The organism is Mailhella massiliensis, from assembly GCF_900155525.1.
Lineage (GTDB): Bacteria > Desulfobacterota > Desulfovibrionia > Desulfovibrionales > Desulfovibrionaceae > Mailhella > Mailhella massiliensis.
Genome location: NZ_LT706952.1, coordinates 1033867 through 1054422 on the forward strand (window position 1 = coordinate 1033867; position 20556 = coordinate 1054422).

The following is a 20556-nucleotide window of genomic DNA, read 5'->3' on the forward strand; positions in this document are numbered from 1 at the left end:
ATCCTCCGTCAGCTTTGCTTCACGCGCCTTGCGCGCCGCAGGAAGGGAGAAGCCACCACATAAAAATAGTCGCGGTGGAAGAACCAGGCCAGCACCAGCCAGGACGCCACGAACAGCAGTCCGCCCACCAGCAGCACAAGGAACTGCTGAAGCAGCGGATGCTGCGAGGCAAGCAGGCGGAAACCGTCATGCATCACGGCAAGCATGATGCCGCAGCCGGGCATGGACATGAGCGCATTGCGCCATGCAAGGCCCCAGATTCCGGCAAAAACGCCCCCGGCAAAGCGCCTTTCGGCAATCACCAGCAGCACCAGGGCATACACGGCAATGCAGAACGTGGTCACGAGCGCCACGCCCCGCGCCCCCAGAAGAGGAATGAATACAAGGTAGCCGGGAACAGCCAGAAGCGTGGCCAGCGTACCCACCACGGCGGGGGTGAGGGTATCCTGCAGGGCATAGAAGGCCCGCCCCGTCACCTGCTGCAGCAGCCAGAAGGGCACGGCCAGCATCATGATCTGCAGAAGAGGGGCCGCCCCCATGGTATGGGAGGTGGAAAAGCTGCCGCCCTCGAAAATGAATCCCAGCACAGGGCCGGACGCGGTGATCATCCATACCGTCACGGGAATGGCCACGATCATGCTGTTTCTCATGGTACGGCTGAGAGTGTCGCGAAAGGCTTCCCTGTCCCCGCGCGCCGCAAGCGAGGCGAGGAAGGGAAACGATGCCACTCCCGCCGCCTGGGCCACCACGCCCACGGGTACCATCATGATGCGCCGCGCGTAGTTGAGCAGACTCACGGCCCCTTCTCCGGCAAGGCTTCCGAAAATACGCACGAACTGCTCATCCAGCACCACCACGGACTGACCTATCATGAGCGGCAGGGCCATGAGCAGAAACTTCTTCATGAGAGGATGCGCAAGGCCGGGCAGAAAGCGGAATCCGCCCGCGCGTACCGTGATGAAGGGGAGAAAAAACGCCCCCACGGCCGCCCCTGCGAGCACGCCCCAGCAGAAGCCTTCCATGCCCCGGACAAGGCCGAGATACGGAAGCCCCACGCCGAAAAGCAGGATGAAGCCGTTGTACAGAAGAGGCATGAGCGCGGGCACCGCGAACTGATGACGTATGTAAAGGATGGCGGAAAGGCAGGCTCCGGGCAGGAAAAAGACCTGCGCCGGCAGCACGATGCGCAGAAAGGACGTCAGCCTTTCGCACTGAGCGGCATCAAAGCCCGGGGCCACCAGCGGAGCCAGGGACGGGGCGGCCGCCCATGCCAGAACGGAAAGAACGCCTATGGACAGCGTGGCCCAGCAGAACACCGTGCCGAAAAAACGCCAGGCGTCGGCTTCATCCTCTTCAAATCGCCGGGAGAGCAGCGGAATAAGCGTGATGGAGACATAGCCCCCCGCCAGAAGATAATTCAGAAAATCGGGAACCACGAAGGCCGCAAAGTAAATGTCGGCCTCTCCCCCGGCGCCGAACTGCCAGGAAATGATCTTGTCGCGGAAAAGCCCCATGAAACGCGAGACGAGAACGCTGAACGCCATGATAAGGGCGGCCGCGCCCATTTTCTGCCGTGAGGTAAGCGCCATATCTGCCCATCAACCTTTTTTTAAGAACTTACGCCGGAAACGGCCCGGCATGTTCCGGCAAAAACCATGCCTTCCCATGCGGCCATCATGCCACAACCTGCCGCCATCGTACACTCGCCTCTTCCCGGCAGAATACCGGAAGGGAGCCCGCCCTACAGCGGAAGCCCGAAGGACCGGGCATGGGAGAGAATGCGCACGCTTTCCGGCGGAATGACCACATACTCGCGACTGAGCGGACGCCACGCATCGGTGAGCTTCGCATACGGAAGGCAGAAAAGAGCCCCCGCCTCCAGACTGCAGTCGAGAAAATGCAGCCCTTCCATGTCCATGTAATGGCCCACCGTCCAGTGATCCACATAGGGTTTTTCCGAGGGCGGAGCAATGCGCAGGAAACGGAATACCGAAACAAGGGGCATGGGCGGACACGCACAGGAACGCAGCGTTTCCCACACCTCCTCGCTGGTGGCGTCCGCCGTAAAGGGAGCCCGTACCTGAAGGGAGGGAAACTCATTCCTGCGCACGTCGTCGAGCATATCATCCACCAGGGTCAGATAGTCGGTCTTGTGCTCAAGTATCCTGCGGAAATTCTCGGCGTCCGCGGCCTGCGCGGAAAGGGTGCGGTTGAAAATCCTGCGCGCCTGAAGCGGCCCGATGTTGAAAAGTACCTGAAGCGCATTGAGCACCGCGTACATGGCGCAGAAATTGTCGATTTTCCCCTGATAGAAAGGCTGCATGGCAAACTCCCGGGCAGGCAGTGAAGCAAAAGGACCCTACGGCCCATGCCAGGCGCCATCCTTCTGTTTTCCTTTTCTTTCAGGGATAGCCTTCCCCTGTTATCCCGTCAAGGCGCTGGACAGTCTGCACAGCCCTGTGTATAGTATCCCCCGAAACGGCATATTACCATAACTTGATATAAAGATATGCCCTCCCTGGGCGCTTCCAGCTCAAGGCGTCCAGCCCCGCCGCAGCCTCCGAGCGTAACTTCAAGGAGAGACCATGATCCCCTCTAAAGGCAGATACCTTTTCACCTCCGAATCCGTCACTGAAGGTCATCCCGACAAGGTGGCCGACCAGATTTCCGATGCCGTGCTCGATGCCCTGCTGGCCCAGGACCCCGATTCCCATGTGGCCTGTGAAACGCTGGTGACCACCGGCATGGCCATCGTGGCCGGTGAAATCACCACCAAGGGATACGCCGACCTGCCCTCCATCGTGCGCCGCACCATCCGGGAAATCGGCTACATCGGTTCCGACATGGGCTTCGACGCTCAGACCTGCGCCGTGCTCTCCTCCATCGACAAGCAGTCCCCGGACATCGCCCAGGGCGTCATCCGCGAGAATCCCGAAGACCAGGGCGCCGGCGACCAGGGCATGATGTTCGGCTTTGCCTCCAACGAAACCGACACCCTCATGCCCGCGCCCATCTACTGGGCGCATCAGCTCTCGCTCCAGCTTTCCCGCGTACGCAAGAACGGCATCGTGGACTTCTTCCGTCCCGACGGAAAGACGCAGGTTTCCTTCGAATACATCGACGGCAAGCCCGTGCGCATCAACAACGTGGTCGTTTCCACGCAGCATTCCCCCAAGGTCAGCCATGACGACATCGTGGAAGCCGTGAAGAAGGAAGTCATCCGTCCCATTCTGGAACCCACCGGATACTTCGACGAGAAGAACTGCGAAATCTTCATCAACACCACGGGCCGTTTCGTCATCGGCGGTCCCATGGGCGACTGCGGTCTCACCGGCCGCAAGATCATTCAGGACACCTACGGCGGAATGGGCAACCACGGCGGCGGCGCCTTCTCCGGCAAAGACCCCTCCAAGGTGGACCGTTCCGGCGCGTACATGGCCCGCTATGTGGCCAAGAACATCGTGGCCGCCGGTCTTGCGGACCGCTGCGAAGTGCAGATCGCCTACTGCATCGGCGTGGCGGAACCCGTTTCCGTGCTGGTGCATACCTTCGATACCGGCAAGCTGCCCGATGAACGCCTCACGCAAATCGTGCGCGAAGTGTTCGACCTGCGCCCCTACTTCATCTGCAAGCGCCTCGACCTCAAGCGCCCCATCTACAGCAAGACCTCCTGCTACGGTCACTTCGGCCGCGAACTTCCCGAATTCACCTGGGAAAAACGCGACGCCGTGGCTGATCTGCTCACCGCCGCGAAGATCTGATCTGGAACGATACCAGAGCAATAAGCCTAAAAAAGCCCCGGCCTTTAAAACATGGACGGGGCTTTTTCCATTTTTCCTTCAATGCTCTCCCCGGCAGAAATAGGACGGTTCACCATTTTCTCCTTCCAGAACATACCTTCTGATCTATTCCTCCACTACGCCGGACATTCTTGAAATACCCAGCTTACGCATTCTTGCCCTCAGCGTGCTGGGATTCATATCAAGCAGCTCAGCCGCGCCGCCTCTGCCCGTAATGCGGCCGCCCGTCATATGAAGAACCCGACGAATATGAGCTTTTTCCACATCTTCCATGCGTAATGAACTACACGCCTGCCCCGTTTCTGCAGAAAGAACGACAGGTTCTTCTCTGACGGGAGGCGCACTGAACATACCTGCGAAAAGATCACGCCCGACCTCAATGGTAAAAGAGCTTTCCCTTGTCCCATTCCAGATGAGCATGGCCCGTGTAACGGCATTCTGCATCTCTCGGATATTTCCCGGCCACGGGTAAGCACAGAGACGGCGCATTTCCGAAGGTGCAAGTTTGGGAGCCGCCACGAATCCTACCCGACGAGCCTGCTGAAGAATAAAAAAATTCAGAAGAACAGGGATATCCTCCGGTCGTTCGCGCAGAGCGGGAATATAGATGGGAAAAATACTCAGGCGGTACAATAAATCCTGCCGGAATCGCTTTCTGCGCACGAAATCCACCAGATTTCTGTTGGTTGCGGCGATGATGCGCACATTCACAGGAATTTCAATGCTGCTCCCCACCCGCTCGATCACTCTTTCCTGAAGCACGCGTAAAAGATGCGCCTGAGCTGCCATGGGCAGCTCGCCAAGCTCGTCCAAGAGAAGCGTGCCCGTGTCGGCCAGTTCAAAGCAGCCGGGCGTGTCCTTGTCCGCCCCGGTGAACGCCCCTTTCTGATAGCCGAAAAGCTTGGACTCCATAAGAGAAAAAGGTATGCCGCCACAGTTGATCTTAATGAAGGGACGACGATAGCGGCCCGAACCACGATAGATCATGTTGGCGATTCCTTCCTTTCCGGTACCCGTTTCCCCCAGAAGAAGTATCGGAATCTCTTCCCGGCTTACTCTGCTCAACATCCGCATGATATTCTGCATACCCGGCAGATAGTTCAGACTGAAAAAATCGGCATCATGAGGAGGTATCTCGACCTCACAGTTCGGAGGGGCCATTCTGTTCCATACATAGCGGAAACTTTCGGACAACTCGAAGCAGGTAGCCACGTCACCTTCTCCGAAGGCATCCTTGCGGAAGGCCACAAGTCCTATCACGCCGATGAAGCGCTTCTGAATCACCGCTCGCACGAAAAGCAGGGAAAACTCGTCCGTACTGGCTTCACGCATGTATTTTTTCAGTACGGAAACGGTAACGGCCCCGTAATCGTCCTTTCCACAGATACGCACCATCGTCTCATGATATGAGGCAAGAAGAACCGCATCGGCCTCCTTGCTTTGTTGCCAGTAAAGCAGAATGTTTTTCTTGTAGGGAGGCCATACCTTATATATTCGTGAGGTATAGCTCGAGGGTTCAACCCAAAGAACGTGATTGAATTCCAGGACTTGACTCAGAGCTGAGAAAAGCCGCTCAAGAAACACCTCCTGCGAGGAACCGTGGGCCGCGGCTTCCCTCAGAAGCCTCTTGACCTTTCCACACTGGGGGTGAGGTGCGGCATCGGGAGAAACGAGATACGTCTTCATGGCATTATTTGACCTTTTCTTCATATTTGACGATCAAATAATGCCATTTTTCTCTTCAAGGTCAAGTATGGATCTTATAATATATTGTTAATAAACGTTTTTTATTTTGGCACGCTTATTGCTAAAAGGAAGATAGTACAATGTTTCCCATTCCGGGCACTCAAGGAGAATCCCATGAAGCGAGCCAAAAGAGTTTTGCTTGTCGGCATCGACGGCTGTGTACGTAAGCTGGTTGAACAGCATATCGAAGAAGGCATCTGCCCCAATTTCAAAAAAGTATTCGACGCGGGCACAAAGAGCCTGAACAGCCTCTGCCCCATGCCTACCATCACGCCGCCGAACTGGGCCACCATAGCCACCGGCTGTTATCCCGTGACTCATCAGATTACCGACTACTGGCGACATATTCCCGGCACCTCTCCTAACGCCGCCAATACGGAAATGAACTTCAGCGGTGAACGCATCAAGGCCGAAACCATCTGGGAAGCGGCCGAACGCGCGGGAAAGACCTCCATCGTAGTGAACTGGCCCACCTCCTACGGATTGAACAAACGCTTTAAACACTCCATCATCCTCGGTGGTTCCGGCCTTTCCTGCGGTACTATTCAGGACAACGAAACTGCCGCGAAGCTGGGGGCGCCCTACTCCGGCGGTCAGCTTTTCTGCGACGACCTCATCTGCTCCTCCCGCTTCCATCCCGGCGGCATTCAGGGAGAACTCCAGCCTGCGCAAGACTGGAAGAACGTGGACGACATGGGCGACGACCCCTTGGAATTCCCCTTTGAGCTCACCTTTGAAAAAAGCCCCTTCCGCATCAAAAAGCCTACCTGGTACTGGCTTGTACGCGAACTCGGCAACAACGGCTACGACACGGTGACGCTCTCCCCCTCCCGGGACATGAACGACGCTTTCTTCACACTGAAGCTCGACGAATGGTCTGGACGCGTCTTTACCAACATCGAACTGGAGGACGGTTCCGTCAAGGAAGTTGCTTTCCTCGGCAAGATACTCAATCTTTCCGACGACGGCTCCGACTTCGACTTCTATATCACCCAGATGCTGAATACCGACGGCGACCTGTGGTGCTTCCCTCCTGAAGCCGCTGCGCCTCTGCGCGACATTGAAGCCGTTCCCACCACCAAGGCCGGATTTCTTCTGCGCATGATGGGCTGGTACGACGATGAAATGTTCTCCCAGCTCATTGAAATGCACAATAAGTGGCTGGGCGAAACGCTCGTCAAGCTCATGGAAAACAACGACTGGTCGCTGTGCTTCTTCCACACGCATCCTACCGACTCCGTGTACCATTACCTGATGACCGAACTTGATCCCGCCACCTGCTCCTCCCAGGAGGCACACGAACACGCATGGGACTTCCATCGCCGCCTGTACCGCTCCACCGATGCCATGCTCGGCAAGCTGCTGGAATGCGCAGACGACGGCGAAACACTCATCATTCTCGTGTCCGACCACGGGTCCAAAGCCGACGGCGCCCCCTTTGCCCCCACCGTCCCCCTCATTGACGCAGGCCTGCTTGCCGTCGACGAAAGCAAGGAACCCAACGAAGCGGTGAAGCTTACCATCAAAAACCTCGGCAAAGCCCAGGCCGAAGCCATGCTCAAGGCCAATGCCGAACCCATCATTGAACAGTCCAAGGCTTTCCCGCAACGTACCTGCTATGTGTATGTCAACCTGAAAAGCAAATACCCCGGCGGCATCGTAGAGGACGAAGACTACTACAAGGTGCAGCGCGAGATCATCGACGCCCTGTACGCCTATGTGGATCCCAACACGGGCAAACACCCCGTAGCATGCTGCATGACCAAGCAGACTGCCCGTCTCATCGGAATGGGCGGCGACCAGTGCGGCGACGTCATCTATACGCTGTGGCCCGAATACGGCTCTCAGCACGGTGCTTTTTTCGCCACAGATACCTGGGGAATCGGCGATCTGCACACGCTCTCCGTCTTCTACGGTCCAGGATTCAAGAAGGGCTACCAGATGGAAAGAAGCGTGCAGCTGGCCGACATCGCTCCTACCATCTGCTACATGCTCGGCCTTCCCTATCCCAAGGACTGTGAAGGCTCCGTTCTTTACCAGGCACTGGAAAACCCCGACGCCTATACCGTCAAATCCTGATCTGATACCTTATGTTGCGGGGGAATACTCCCCCGCAACATGACATCTGTGGAGGATATATGTTTAAACGTTTTGTATGCCTGGCCGCCGTCACGCTTCTTGCTTCCATAAGCTTTGTCGTCCCCTCCCATGCCGCATGGCCTGAAAAACCTGTAAAATTTCTTCTTGGATCTGGTGCCGGAACCTCTATTGACATGGTAGGCCGCGTCATCGCACAGAAACTTTCGGAAAAATACGGCAAACCCTTCGTTCCTACCAATGTTTCCGGCGGAGGACTCGGCGCCTTTGCCATGACCCTCAAAAATTCCAAGGCCGACGGCTACACCATAGGGATGGGTGCGGACACCATGTTCACATTCAACTCCCTTGATCCCGGCTCACGTTTCAAAGCATCCGACTTCGTCTTTCTCTGCACCATCTTCCAAGGAGACGCTTCCTACATCGTCTCTCCCGATAAAACGTGGAAGGATCTGCGCGAGGCCCTCGAAGCAAGCAAAACCATGCCCCGTCCTCTCACCTATCAGTTCCAGACGGCCATGGACCGCAAGGTCTTTGAAATTCTGGCCGAAGAAGTAGGGGCGAAAGTCTCCATGGTGCCCATGCAGTCACCTTCCGCCGGTGTCACTGCCGTCATCGGCGGCCATACGGACATAGCCTACTCCGGCGGACTGCACTATGAGCAGGACAGAGCGGGCAAGGTGCGGACACTCACTATGACCACAACAAAGCGCACCCCCCACTTCCCCGACGTACCCACCACTCTGGAGCTGTTCAAGGCCCAGCTCCCCATGGACGCCTACCGCGTCATTGTTATCCCCAAGGGATTTCCCAAGGATATCCAGGTTCAGCTGGAAAAAGACCTGGAAGAAATCATCACCTCTCCTGAATTTTCCGAAATAGTCGACAACAAGCTGCACTTCTTCCCTGCATATCACAATGCGGCGGAGACAGCCCGTATCATCGCTGATCAGCTGGAATTCTGTAAAATCTTCTGGGAATAGCCGTCATCTCCGACATATCTGCAAGCGGGGCACTCCCTTCGAAAGGCCTTCCCTGCTCGTCCTGCGGACATCAACAAGAAGGAGTGCCCCCCACATACTGCGCTTACGGTTCGCAAGCTCGGAAGAGTTTGCAGTCAAGCAGGCCGCACGCCCCTGCTTCAACCCCTAAAAACCGACGGAACGCATATGTACCGCACCCATATTCTCTCGTCTCTGTTTTCCATTCTGTTCGGGATAATCCTGCTGGTATGGATCATCCCGACACAGACTCCTGAATGGCCCGGATACGGTATGCCGGCCTCCATGCTGCCCAATATTCTCGCATGGATCATCATCATATCCGCATCCATAAATCTTATTAAAGTCTTTCTTACCGGATACGGCAAAGGACAGGAAGCGCCTCTGTCTCCCCGGATGTTCGCACATCTTCTGGGTTTCGTCGCCATACTCGCGGCAGCTATGCCCCTCATGTCGCTCTGCGGTTACTTCATCGGCGGTGCCATCATCATGCTGACGCTTTGCCTGCTGTGCGGCGAGCGCAATCCTATACGCCTCATCATCGTAGCGGCAGCCACCCTTCTCGTCATCTGGGCGGCATTGTGGAAAGGACTCTCCGTCCTTCTTCCCGGCATGTAGGATCCATCCAGCAAGGAGTCTCTTATGGACATCATTCTTTCCGGGTTCAGCGATTCTTTGAACTGGATCAACGTACTCTACGTCATTCTCGGCGTATCCATCGGCATCGTGGTGGGATGCATCCCAGGCCTCTCCGGCCCCATAGCCATCGCCATGGTCATTCCCCTCACCTATTTCATGCCCACCATCGGTGCCATAGGTTTCCTTGTAGGTATCAACAAAGGCGGCTGTTTCGGAGGTTCCATCTCCGCCATTCTACTGAACACACCGGGTGCTCCAGAGGCTGCTGCAACATGTTTCGACGGCTATCCGCTGGCAAAACAGGGCAAAGGCCTCAAAGCCATGAAAACCGCCCTCATATCCTCCGTATTCGGCGACTTTTTCTCCACCTGTCTCGTCATTCTCGTAGCGGGAGCAGTGGCCAAGTATGCCCTTAAAATGGGACCGGCGGAACTTCTCTCCGTACTCATTCTCGCCATGACCCTTATTGCAGCTCTCGAAGCCGACAACTTCTTCAACGGCGTTATTTCCGCAGCTCTCGGTATTCTTGTTGCCTGCATAGGTATGGAACCCGTGGCCGGCCTGCCCCGTTTCGACTTCGGCATCTATCAGCTTGAATCGGGTCTGCCTATCGCCACTCTCGGCGTCGGCCTGCTGGCTGTAGCGGAAATTGTCCGACAGTGCACCGCCTGCGACGACAAGGAATGCAAGTTTGAGGACATGCTTTCAGTGGATTATAAGGATCCCAAAAATGATCTTTCCCTTCGGGAAATGATTTCCCTCATTCCCACGCTCATCCGTTCTGCATTGATCGGATCCGGTATCGGTGCGTGTCCGGGACTCGGCTCCACAGTGGCCTGTTTCCTTTCCTACGGAGTCGCTGAAAAATCCGCCAAACCCGGAGATAAGTTCCGCCAGGGCGACATCAAGGGGGTATGTGCCCCTGAAACGGCAAACAACGCTGTGGTCGGCGCTGCTCTCATTCCCCTGTTCACGCTGGGTATTCCCGGTTCCGTCGCGGCATCGCTGCTGGTCGGCGCATTCATCGTCCACGGCATCACGCCCGGCCCCCTCATGTTCGAGGAACATGGCCGCACGGTGTACGGCGTATACGGCAGTATGATACTCGGCAACATAGCCACACTTATCCTCGGCCTGATCAGTATCCGCGTATTTGTGAAAGTGCTGGACATACCCAAGGAAGTTCTCTACCCCGTCATACTGTTCATCTGCCTCATGGGAGCATACGCCATGGAAAGCGACCCCTTCGCAGTGTATGTGATGGCAGTTTTCGGCTTCGTGGGATACATGATGAGAGCTGTGCATTTTTCCATCGTCACCTTCATCATAGGCTTTGTCCTTGGCAAGTCCTTTGAAATCTCCCTGCAGCAGACACTTCTCACCTTCAACGGCGACATGAGCATCATGTTCACAAGTCCCATAGCGCTGTTCTTCAATCTCTGCACCATAGCCTTCGTGTGCTGGAACAGCTGGAGCGCCGTCAAGAAGCTGAAGACCTCCAAAAACGCCTAGGGAGGTTCTCATGGCCGCCATCATGAAACTGCCTCTGCCCGGAATCCTGGCGCTGCTCAGTACAGGATACGCACTAAGCTTCTTCCAGCGGGTGTATCCTTCCGTTCTGGCTCCTGATCTGATGAAAGCCTTCAGTCTCGACGCCGCTTCCTTCAGTCTCATCAGCTCCGCCACCATGCTGGGCTACGCCGTCACGCAGATTCCTTCCGGGCTCCTCGCGGATGTGCTGGGTGGCCGCAGAACTCTGGCGTTGTACCAGATTTTCGCAGGCGTGTTCTGTATTCTGTTCACCTTCTGTGACGGTCTTGTCTCCGCCGTAGCGTGCCGCTTCATACTCGGTCTCACGCTCGCCAGCAACGTACCTTCCTACAAGGTGCTTGCCGCCTCCGTTCCTGCCAACCGTTACGCCATGTACTGCAGCATTCTCACGGGCTGCGGCATCATAGGCACCATGATGGCATCCAGCCCCCTTGTGATGCTCACGGAACTGGTTGGATGGCGAGCGGCCCTGCTCATGGTGGGTATCTTCACCCTGATTCTCGGTTCGACCCTCTGGCTTCTGCTCGACGACAAAGACATCACCTCAGCCTCAGGCACCGTTTCCATACAGGAAAACATCCGTACACTTAAAGCTGGTCTTCGTCAGGTTGTACGGATGAAGAACTTCTGGCTCATTTTCATCTGGTTCATGTTCATCATCGGCAATATGTTCGTTGTCGTCACCACCTGGTGGGGCAGTTACCTCATGCAGGCAAACGAACTCAGCAGGGAAAACACAGGACTCAGCATTCTGCTTATGTCCTGCATCCCCCTGCCGTTCATGCTGCTTTTTCCCTGGCTTTCCGACAACGTCCTTCATTCCCGCAGAGTCTTTCTGCTGGTCTCAGCTCTCGGACAGGCTCTGCTGCTCGGCTGGATCTGCATCCACAGGGAAACCACCTTTTCCTTCCTGGAACTCACCGTCATCGGCATACTGTTTACTCTGGTTACCAACTGCATGGGGCCCATCAGCTTCACTATGATGAAGGAGAGCGTTCCCGCTTCCGCTCTGGCCTCCGCCTGTGGTTTTCTCAACTGCAGCGCCCCCATAGCGGCGGCCGTCCTCCAGGGGATGTTCGGCAGCATTCTCACCGCAGACCTGAACGCAGGACTTGCCCCGCTCCCTGCCTATGCCGATGCATTCATGCTTCTCACCGCAGGCAGCGTTGTCGCCCTTGTGGCTACGCTGTTCATGAAAGACACCCTGTAACCCCTACCTTCCATGACAGGCGAAGAAATCTATCACTTTACTCAGGATACGCTCTGCGCTCTGGCCCGCGCCGCAGGAGTTGGCGTAGAATTTATGGAACCCATTGTCCTCATGGGCAAACTCAGAATCCACAAGACACCGGAAAAAGACGATGCCTATTATTGGCAGCAGACGCTTCTTCTGCGCGTCCGCCGCGAGAAAGGGCAACTCGGCACATCATGGATTTTTTTCGATGCCGAGGGAAAAGAAATCACCCGTCTTTTTCAGGAAAAAACACGATAAGGAGTCACTCATGGCCACCGGTAAAAATGTCTTCATTCTTTTCTCCCAGGTTTCCGACAATGTTCTGAAAAACAGCGAAGCCGAACTTCTCGTAAAAATGCGTCGCAAGGGCGCTCTCGTTCCCCTTTCCGTGGTGAACGATGTAAAAATGGAGGCACTCGCCGGTGCGGTCGCCGGTGAAAGTATGATCGACGCCGCCAAAAATGCGGGTTATGTAGTGGAACCCATCGCCGCAGGCAGCGAGCTTTCCGTGGTAGAAGGACTCGATGATGAATCCGCGCTTCTCGCCGAACTCGACAAGGCCTTCGCTATTGCATCCACGAAGATGATTCTCGTCATTGTCACTCCCACCATGGCTCTGTTCTACGGCCTCGGTATTGAACGCAACATCGTGCTCACCTCCCCCCTTCCCGCCGCCTCCATCGCCCCCACGCTGGCATGGCTCGGAGACCTGCCGCTTCCCGCTCAGGTGGAAGCCGCTCCGGCTTACGCCGTTATCAAGGGATTGAACTTCAAGGCCAGAGAAATCGCCAAACTCAAGGATACCAACGACGCACTCATGCTTAAAATCGAGCGTGACAACCGCAAGCCCTGGGACAAGCACGACTGCGCCTAAAAGAGCCTTCTCTTCTCTCTCCGGCGCCCGGAGCACGCGCCGCATACTCCGGGCGCTTTCCTACCCCTTCCGCCCGCCAGCAAGGAAAAAGCCATGCAGCTTACCGTCGCCTATCACAGAAACGGGGATGTCCACACCATTGAAACCGGTGGCGCAGCCCTCGGCAACATCGTCATCGACAACACCAACGTGCCCGCCGATCAGCGCGGCGGCACGGCCAAGCAGCTTCTCGGTTCCGCGGCTCTGTACTGCTACGCCGCGGCCCTCAACGCCGCCATGGAAGCCAGAGGCCTCAAATACAACAGTCTCGACCTCACCGCCCTCATGGATGTGGACGCCAACGAAAAGGGCCAGAGCCGCGTTCTGAAGATCACCATTACCGCCAACGTGGGCATCGATGAAGAGGACCTCGACACCTTCGACCGCGTGGCCCGCGTCATGAAGAACGGCTGCCTCGTCACCGGTTCCCTCCATGACGGCATAGAAATGGAATACAAGCTCAATCCCGTCTGCGACGACGACTGATTTTTCCCCTGCCCGCATCCCGTGAAAGGCCGCTTCTCCGCGGCGCTCCCGGGACGCGGCAGAAAAACAAGGAAAGGTTCCCCATGCGCATCACCGTCATCGGTGCAGGCCCCGGCGGCTACACGGCCGCCTTCAACGCCGCAAAACGCGGTGCGGACGTCACCCTCGTGGAATCCACCCGGCTCGGCGGCACCTGTCTCAACTGCGGCTGCATTCCCACCAAAACCCTGAAATCCTCGGCAGAAGCGCTGGAAACCATCCGCCGCGCCGGAGAATTCGGCATTTCCTGCGAAGGCGCCCCTTCCGTGGACATGCCCTCCGTCATCGCCAGAAAGCGCAAGGTTTCCGAAACCCTGCGCGGGGGCCTCGAAAAGACCTGCCGGAAGCTGAAGGTCAACGTGGTCATGGGCCGCGGCCGCGTGGTAAGCGCAAACCTCGTGCAGGCCACCCTTGCCGACGGCACGGTTCAGGACATCGAAGGCGACAGGGTCATCATCGCCACCGGCTCCAACGTGCTGAATCTCCCCTCCCTGCCCGTGGACGGCAGGTATATTCTTTCCAGCAATGAAGCTCTGGAACTCGACCATGTGCCCGCGCGCCTCATCATCGTGGGCGGCGGCGTGGTCGGCACGGAACTGGCCTTCATCTTCCGCGCCTTCGGCAGCGAAGTGACCATCGTGGAAGGGCAGAACCGCCTTCTGCCCGTGCCCTCCGTGGACGAGGAAATGAGCAGGCTCCTCCTGCGCGAAGCCAAGAAGAAAGGCATCAAGGTGGAACTCGCCCGTACCGTGAACGCCACGAAGGTGGAAGACGGCAGGGTCTTTGCCGACCTCGGCCCCTCTCCCTTCCTCGCTCCCGAGCTTGTGCCCGCCTCCGCCAAAAAGCCCGTCACCCTTGAGGCCGACTGCATCTTCATGACCATCGGCCGCGTGCCCGTGACCGACGGCCTCGGCCTTGCCGAAGCGGGAGTCGCCACCGACAAGCGCGGCTACATCACCGTGAACGACCAGCTCGAAACCTCCGTGCCCGGCATCTACGCCATCGGCGACATTCTCGGCCCCGCGCGCATCATGCTGGCGCACATGGCCTCTGCCGAAGCGCATGTGGCCGTGGCCAACATCTTCGGCGCGAGCGAAAAGCCCAATTACGACGTGGTTCCCTCCGGCATCTTCAGCTCGCCGGAAATCGGCGACGTGGGCCTTACCGAAGCGCAGGCCAAGGCCAAGGGCTTCGACGTCGTCACCTCGGAATTCCAGTTCCGGGAACTGGGCAAGGCGCAGGCCATGGGCGAACTGCCCGGCGTGTTCAAGCTGGTGGCGGACAAGGAAAGCGGCAGGCTCCTCGGCGCGCACTTTGCCGGCGCCCATGCCACGGACCTCATTGCCGAATGCGCCCTCGCCCTTGAGATGGGAGCGAAGGTTTCCGACATCTCCCGCACCATCCACGCCCACCCCACGCTGGCCGAAGGCGTGATGGAAGCCGCCGCAGGCATAAGTCTATAAAAGGAACGCCCGGATTTCAGGGCGGTATCAGCCTTTCAACCCTCTCATACTGCTTTTGCAGAAAAAAATAAAACTCTGGGGCCCGCATGAAAACATGTGAAGCCCTTTAAACTCATGTATCGTCAATGACGGCCCACATCAGCGTCTGTTCCACGGCATACGTGCGAGCAGAAGGCCGAGACCGCAGAAACCGGTGACACCGGCAAACACGAGACCCGCTCCCACGAAGGCGGAAAGCCACACCATGGGGGACCAGACAAGGCCGCCCAGGAGGCCGAGTAGCACCAGAGCGCCCGCGCCTATCTGTATCTGACGGAAAAGCGGGAACTGAGCGCGCCCCGTCTTTACGGGCAGGCCTTCCTTTTTCCACCCGGAAAGACCGCCTTCCATCTGCCAGGCCTGGGTATCCCCGGCAAGACGGGCAAGCAGATCGGCATTCTTGTCCGTCCGGTTCCCGGAACGGCAGAAGAAGATCACGGGTTTTTCAGGCGCGTCCGCATCCTTGAGCGGATAGTTTTCGGCAATGGAAAGCGGCACGAGGCGGGCTTCGGGGATGAAATTTTCGGCATATTCGGAACTTTCCCGTATATCGACGAGCCGGGCTTCCCCTTTTTGCAGCATATCGAAGGCGTTGCGCGGAGAAATGGTAGGCAGCATGGCGAAATCCTCCTTTTTCCCGAGAATGTGTCAGGAAAAGGAACATCGCGCAAGGGGAAAAATTTTTTACCCCGCTTTCCTGCGGCACTCCGGCTTTTCCCTGAACATCGGCGCAGGGCCTGTCTCTCTCGGGCATCACGATACCGTCTTCCCTTTTTCTGCCGTACGCCGCCTCCTCTGTTCCTATCATTCCGGAAGATAAGCTGCCCTGGCCCGGCCTGCGCTCCCCCGCCTCTTTGAATGACGCTCCCGAAATTGCCGCGTTCTCTTTGCCGAAACGCTCTCCTTGCCCTCATGTTTCATTATTGTTCAATGACTACATATAAAAACATATTAAATACAGCTTGTTATATTTTTTATAGACCAGTGATTGACATTTACGACAAAAGCGTACTAGATTCCTTTGCGCTTCAACAGGTGAAGCATACGATCCCGTAGAAACTGTTTGAAGGCTGCAGGGCCGACTAACAGCGGAGGGAGCTCTGGAGAATCCCGTTTGGGTGCCGAAGGTGCAAGGCGAAAGCCGAAACTCTCAGGCCAAAGGACAGAGCTTAGGAACGTATCGACCGACACTATCTGCCGCCGTATCCCTAAGCGTTTTCTCTGGAGCAAATCGCATGGATTTGCTCTTTTTTTGTACCCTGAAACGGGGCGGCGAAAGCGCGAGGATTTTCCGGCCGCCCGAAGGAATGTGACATGGAATTCATCGGTCAGATAGTGGACGCGGTCAACAGCGTACTGTGGGGGTGGCTTCTTCTCTTTCTTCTCTGCGGTACCGGTATCTTCTATACCGTCCGTCTGCGCTTCATCCAGCTTCGCAGGCTTCCTCACGCCTTCCGTCGCCTGTTCAGCAACATTTCCCTGAACGGCGAAAGCGCCGACCATACCGGCATGAGCTCCTTCCAGGCTCTGGCCACCGCCGTTGCCGCACAGGTGGGCACGGGCAACATCGCCGGGGCGGCCACCGCCATCGCCGCAGGCGGGCCGGGCGCCATCTTCTGGATGTGGCTCAGCGCCTTCTTCGGCATGGCCACCAACTATGCGGAAGCCGTGCTGGCCCAGAAGTACAAGAGCACCAACGAACGCGGCGAAACCGTCGGCGGCCCCGCCTACTACATCCGCGCCGCCTTCACGGGCACGTTCGGCAAGACGCTCGCCGCCTTCTTCTCCGTGGCCATCATTCTCGCCCTCGGCTTCATGGGCAACATGGTGCAGTCCAACTCCATAGGCGCGGCCTTCAGCACGGCCTTCGGCATATCTCCCGTGCTTGTGGGCGTGGTTGTGGCCCTCATTTCCGCCGCCATCTTCATCGGCGGCGCGAAGCGCATCGCCTGGGTCATGGAAAAGCTCGTGCCCCTCATGGCGCTGCTTTATGTCGGCGGATGTCTCATCATCATTTTCGCCAACATTTCCGCCCTGCCCGGCGCGTTCAAAACCATCTTCGTCATGGCCTTCGATCCCCAGTCCGCGGGCGGCGGCGCTCTCGGCATCACCGTGCGTGAAGCCATGCGCTACGGCGTGGCCCGCGGCCTCTTCTCCAACGAAGCCGGTATGGGTTCCACCCCCCATGCCCACGCACTGGCCAAGGTGGCCCATCCCGACGACCAGGGCATGATGGCCATGATGGGCGTGTTCATCGATACCTTCGTAGTGCTCACCTGCACGGCCCTCGTCATCGTGATCACCGGCGTATGGAACTCGGGCATCACCGGCACGGAGCTCGCCCAGACGGCCTTCGACACGGTGTTCGGTTCCTTCGGCAACATCTACATCGCCATCTGCCTGTTCTTCTTCGCCTTCTCCACCATCATCGGCTGGTACTTCTTCGGCGAGGCCAACGTCAAGGCGCTCTTCGGCGCAAAGTATGTGAAAATCTACGCCGCCATTGTCGTGCTGTTCATCGTGATCGGTTCCGGCCTCAAGGTGAACCTCGTGTGGAACATGTCCGACATGTTCAACGGCCTCATGGTTCTGCCCAACCTCATCGGCCTGCTGGCCCTCTCCGGCGTGGTCGTCGCCATTGCGAAAAGTAAAAAGGAATAGCCCTCTGACCGGCATACGCTAAAACGCGGCCCCCATCCCGAAGGATGAGGGCCGCATTTTTGTTTCATATAACGTCGGGGATTGAGCCTGAAGCCTCAGGGGCCGGGCCTGTCCGCGACGTTTTTCTCATCAGTCCTGTTCCATGGCTTCCTTGAAGCGGATCTGAAGAGCCTGCATCTTGGCCTTCTTGTCCATCAGTTCCGTCTGGCGGGCCTTTTCGGACTCCACGAGTTCCGCAGGAGCGCGCTTGACGAAGTTCTCGTTGGAAAGCTTGCCGTTGAGGGCCACGAGATCCTTGTCCACCTTGCCGATTTCCTTCTCGAGGCGGGCTAGCTCGGCCTGGAAGTCCACCGCGCCCGTAAGCAGTACGATGACCTCGCAGCCGCGCACCACGTTGCTGGCCGAAGCCTTGGGCGCATGGGCGTTCTTGTCGATGGTGAGCGATTCCAGACGCGCCAGATCGAAGAAGCCGCGGTTGGCTTCCAGGAGCGCTGCCTGTTCCGCGCCTGCCGGACGCAGCACCACGGAAAGCTTGTAAGAAGGCTTGATGTTGAGCTCGGCGCGGATGGTACGGATGGCGCTGATGGCTTCCTGCAGGAAGATCATCTCGTCCGCCTCGCGGCTCTTCACACATTCGGGGCGGGCCGCAGGATAGAGTTCCGTGGCGATATCCGTGCCTTCATGACCGGGCAGGGAATCCCACACCTCGGCGGTGACGAAGGGAATCATGGGATGCAGCAGAAGGAGCGTTTCACGCAGCACGGTGTAGAGCACATACTGGGCTTCTTCCTTTGCAGGGCCTTCTTCCTTCATGTCGGCCTTGATGAGTTCCAGATACCAGTCGCAGAATTCGTTCCACAGGAACTTGTACACACACTGGGCGGCGTCGTTGAAACGGTAGCTTTCCAGCGCGGCGTCCTCTTCCACCTTGATTTCCTCAAGACGGGTGAGAATCCACTTGTGGTGCAGGCCCTTCACCGAACCGAGATCCACGGCCTTAGGCTCGCCCTGTTCGGGAAGATTCATGAGCGCGAAGCGCGAGGCGTTCCACACCTTGTTTACGAAATGGCGGTAGCCTTCGATGCGCTCTTCCGACATGCGGATGTCGCGGCCCATGGCGGCAAAGGCGGCCAGGGTGAAGCGCAGAGAGTCCGCGCCGTACTTGCGGATCATGTCCTGAGGGTTGATGCCGTTGCCCAGAGACTTGGACATCTTGCGGCCCTGCGCATCGCGCACCAGCGCATGAATGTACACTTCGCGGAAGGGCACTTCGCCCATGAAGTGCTGCCCCATCATGATCATGCGGGCCACCCAGAAGAACAGGATGTCGAAGGCCGTCACCAGCACGGAGGTGGGGTAGTACTTCTTCAGCGTTTCGGTCTTTTCGGGCCAGCCCATGGTGGAGAAGGGCCACAGGGCGGAAGAGAACCAGGTATCCAGAACGTCGGGGTCCTGTTCCAGCTTCCTGCTTCCGCACTTGGGGCAGACGGTGGGATCTTCCTCCGCCACGATGAGCTCGCCGCAGTCGGCGCACGTCCAGGCGGGAATGCGATGTCCCCACCAGATCTGACGGCTGATGCACCAGTCGCGGATGTTGTCCAGCCAGTTGTAGTAGGTCTTGGTCCAGCTTTCAGGATAAATCTTTATCTTGTCCGGCACGGCGGCACGGGCGGCGGGAGCCATCTTGCTGATGGCCACGAACCACTGATCGGACACATAGGGTTCGATGACCGTCTTGCAGCGGTAGCAGCAGCCCACGCTGTGGGCAAGCGGTTCCTCCTTCACGAGGTGGCCGTTTTCGCGCAGTTCCTCCACGATGGCCTTGCGGCATTCCTCGCGGCTCATGCCCGCGTAGCGGCCGCAGACATCGCTCATGCACATGTTGCCGTTGTCGTCGATGACCTGAATGAATTCCAGGCCGTGGGCATGGCCGAGATTCCAGTCGTTGGGGTCGTGGCAGGGCGTGACCTTGAGGCAGCCTGTGCCGAATTCGCGGTCCACATAGCGGTCGGCGATGAGGGGCACTTCGCGGTTCACCACGGGCACGATGAGCTTCTTGCCCACCAGGGAGGCGTAGCGTTCGTCCTCGGGATGCACGCACACGGCGGAGTCGCCGAGAATGGTTTCGGGACGGGTGGTGGCGATGGTTACGGAGCCGGAACCGTCGGCGAAATCATAACGCACATGCCAGAGCGAACCCTTGGAGTCGACGTGATCCACTTCGTCGTCGGCAAGGGCGGTATGGCAGCGGGGGCACCAGTTGACGATGTACTTGCCCTTGTAGATGAGCCCTTCGTTGTAGAGCTGCACGAAAACCTTGCGGACGGCACGGGCGAGATTGTCGTCCATGGTGAAGGCTTCGCGCGTCCAGTCCACGGAGGAACCGAGTTCCTTGATCTGCTCGAGAATCTGCCCGCCGTACTGCTTCTTCCAGTCCCACACGCGCTCGATGAACGCTTCGCGGCCCACGTCGTGACGCTTCTTGCCTTCCTTGGCGAGCGCGCGCTCCACCACGTTCTGCGTGGCGATGCCCGCATGGTCGGTGCCGGGAATCCACAGAACATTTTTACCCTTCTGGCGGGCATGACGGCAGAGTATGTCCTGAAGAGTCTGGTTCAGGGCATGACCGATATGCAGGATACCCGTGACGTTGGGCGGAGGAATGACGATGGAATAAGGATCGCCGGGGGCGGACATGTCGGGCGTGAAAGTCCTGGCTTCTTCCCAGTGCTTACGCCAGTGAGCTTCCACTTCCTGGGGTTCGTAGGCTTTGGACAGCATTGAATGGCTCCAGTGTTTTAACAATTCGCCGCTCGATGAGGGCGCGTCCTGCCGGAAAACGGGGTCGCTCCGCTGCGGAGGATCTTGCGACAAGGCATGCCGTCAT

16 protein-coding genes and 1 riboswitch are annotated in these 20556 nt (G+C 57.7%); of the genes, 11 read left to right on the forward strand and 5 right to left on the reverse strand.

What is annotated here, in order from left to right:
• Positions 1-8 precede the first annotated feature (8 nt).
• Positions 9-1589, reverse strand: coding sequence for a murein biosynthesis integral membrane protein MurJ (gene murJ, locus CZ345_RS14990; RefSeq protein ID WP_077073868.1), 1581 nt, complete (start codon positions 1587-1589; stop codon positions 9-11).
• A 152-nt stretch (positions 1590-1741) separates the two neighbouring features.
• Positions 1742-2323 carry a hypothetical protein gene (locus CZ345_RS14995; protein WP_077073869.1) on the reverse strand — a complete coding sequence of 194 codons (582 nt, stop codon included), beginning with the start codon at positions 2321-2323 and terminating at the stop codon, positions 1742-1744.
• 262 nt (positions 2324-2585) lie between these two features.
• On the opposite strand from CZ345_RS14995, the gene metK reads away from it, so the two are divergent.
• Positions 2586-3761: a methionine adenosyltransferase gene (metK, locus tag CZ345_RS15000; RefSeq protein ID WP_077073870.1), complete on the forward strand. Its 1176-nt coding sequence runs from the start codon at positions 2586-2588 to the stop codon at positions 3759-3761.
• Between the two features lie 144 nt (positions 3762-3905).
• Here metK and CZ345_RS15005 read toward each other — a convergent pair whose 3' ends face one another.
• Positions 3906-5486, reverse strand: a complete 1581-nt coding sequence (locus CZ345_RS15005) for a sigma-54 interaction domain-containing protein (RefSeq protein ID WP_077073871.1) — start codon at positions 5484-5486, stop codon at positions 3906-3908.
• A gap of 174 nt (positions 5487-5660) precedes the next feature.
• Between CZ345_RS15005 and CZ345_RS15010 the strand changes: the two genes are divergently transcribed.
• The 9 genes from CZ345_RS15010 to lpdA all read left to right on the forward strand — a co-directional run bounded on the left by CZ345_RS15010 (position 5661) and on the right by lpdA (position 14969).
• Entirely contained in the window at positions 5661-7625 is a 1965-nt protein-coding gene (locus tag CZ345_RS15010; protein WP_077073872.1) for an alkaline phosphatase family protein, read from the forward strand.
• 59 nt (positions 7626-7684) lie between these two features.
• Positions 7685-8626: a tripartite tricarboxylate transporter substrate binding protein gene (locus CZ345_RS15015; RefSeq protein WP_162274988.1), complete on the forward strand. Its 942-nt coding sequence runs from the start codon at positions 7685-7687 to the stop codon at positions 8624-8626.
• Positions 8627-8812: 186 nt separating this feature from the next.
• Complete coding sequence (locus CZ345_RS15020) at positions 8813-9262, forward strand: tripartite tricarboxylate transporter TctB family protein (RefSeq protein ID WP_077073874.1); 450 nt, start codon at positions 8813-8815, stop codon at positions 9260-9262.
• 24 nt (positions 9263-9286) lie between these two features.
• Complete coding sequence (locus CZ345_RS15025) at positions 9287-10795, forward strand: tripartite tricarboxylate transporter permease (RefSeq protein WP_077073875.1); 1509 nt, start codon at positions 9287-9289, stop codon at positions 10793-10795.
• 10 nt (positions 10796-10805) lie between these two features.
• Positions 10806-12044, forward strand: coding sequence for an MFS transporter (locus tag CZ345_RS15030; RefSeq protein WP_077073876.1), 1239 nt, complete (start codon positions 10806-10808; stop codon positions 12042-12044).
• A 93-nt stretch (positions 12045-12137) separates the two neighbouring features.
• Positions 12138-12326, forward strand: a complete 189-nt coding sequence (locus CZ345_RS15035; RefSeq protein WP_162274989.1) for a hypothetical protein — start codon at positions 12138-12140, stop codon at positions 12324-12326.
• 10 nt (positions 12327-12336) lie between these two features.
• Positions 12337-12942 (forward strand): hypothetical protein, encoded by a 606-nt coding sequence (locus CZ345_RS15040; RefSeq protein ID WP_077073878.1) that lies wholly within the window; start codon positions 12337-12339, stop codon positions 12940-12942.
• A gap of 93 nt (positions 12943-13035) precedes the next feature.
• Entirely contained in the window at positions 13036-13467 is a 432-nt protein-coding gene (locus CZ345_RS15045; protein WP_077072098.1) for an OsmC family protein, read from the forward strand.
• A gap of 83 nt (positions 13468-13550) precedes the next feature.
• Entirely contained in the window at positions 13551-14969 is a 1419-nt protein-coding gene (lpdA, locus tag CZ345_RS15050; protein ID WP_077073879.1) for a dihydrolipoyl dehydrogenase, read from the forward strand.
• A 138-nt stretch (positions 14970-15107) separates the two neighbouring features.
• Here the strand turns inward: lpdA and CZ345_RS15055 are convergent, their stop codons facing one another.
• The gene (locus CZ345_RS15055; RefSeq protein WP_077073880.1) at positions 15108-15626 is read right to left on the reverse strand and encodes a rhodanese family protein; all 519 of its coding nucleotides are present in this window, start codon (positions 15624-15626) and stop codon (positions 15108-15110) included.
• A 472-nt stretch (positions 15627-16098) separates the two neighbouring features.
• Positions 16099-16184: riboswitch (glycine riboswitch) on the forward strand.
• Between the two features lie 138 nt (positions 16185-16322).
• On the opposite strand from CZ345_RS15055, the gene CZ345_RS15065 reads away from it, so the two are divergent.
• A complete protein-coding gene (locus CZ345_RS15065; protein WP_077073882.1) occupies positions 16323-17669 on the forward strand; it encodes an alanine/glycine:cation symporter family protein in 1347 nt (448 codons plus the stop codon).
• Between the two features lie 129 nt (positions 17670-17798).
• Here CZ345_RS15065 and CZ345_RS15070 read toward each other — a convergent pair whose 3' ends face one another.
• Positions 17799-20450: a valine--tRNA ligase gene (locus CZ345_RS15070; protein WP_077073883.1), complete on the reverse strand. Its 2652-nt coding sequence runs from the start codon at positions 20448-20450 to the stop codon at positions 17799-17801.
• Positions 20451-20556: the final 106 nt, after the last annotated feature.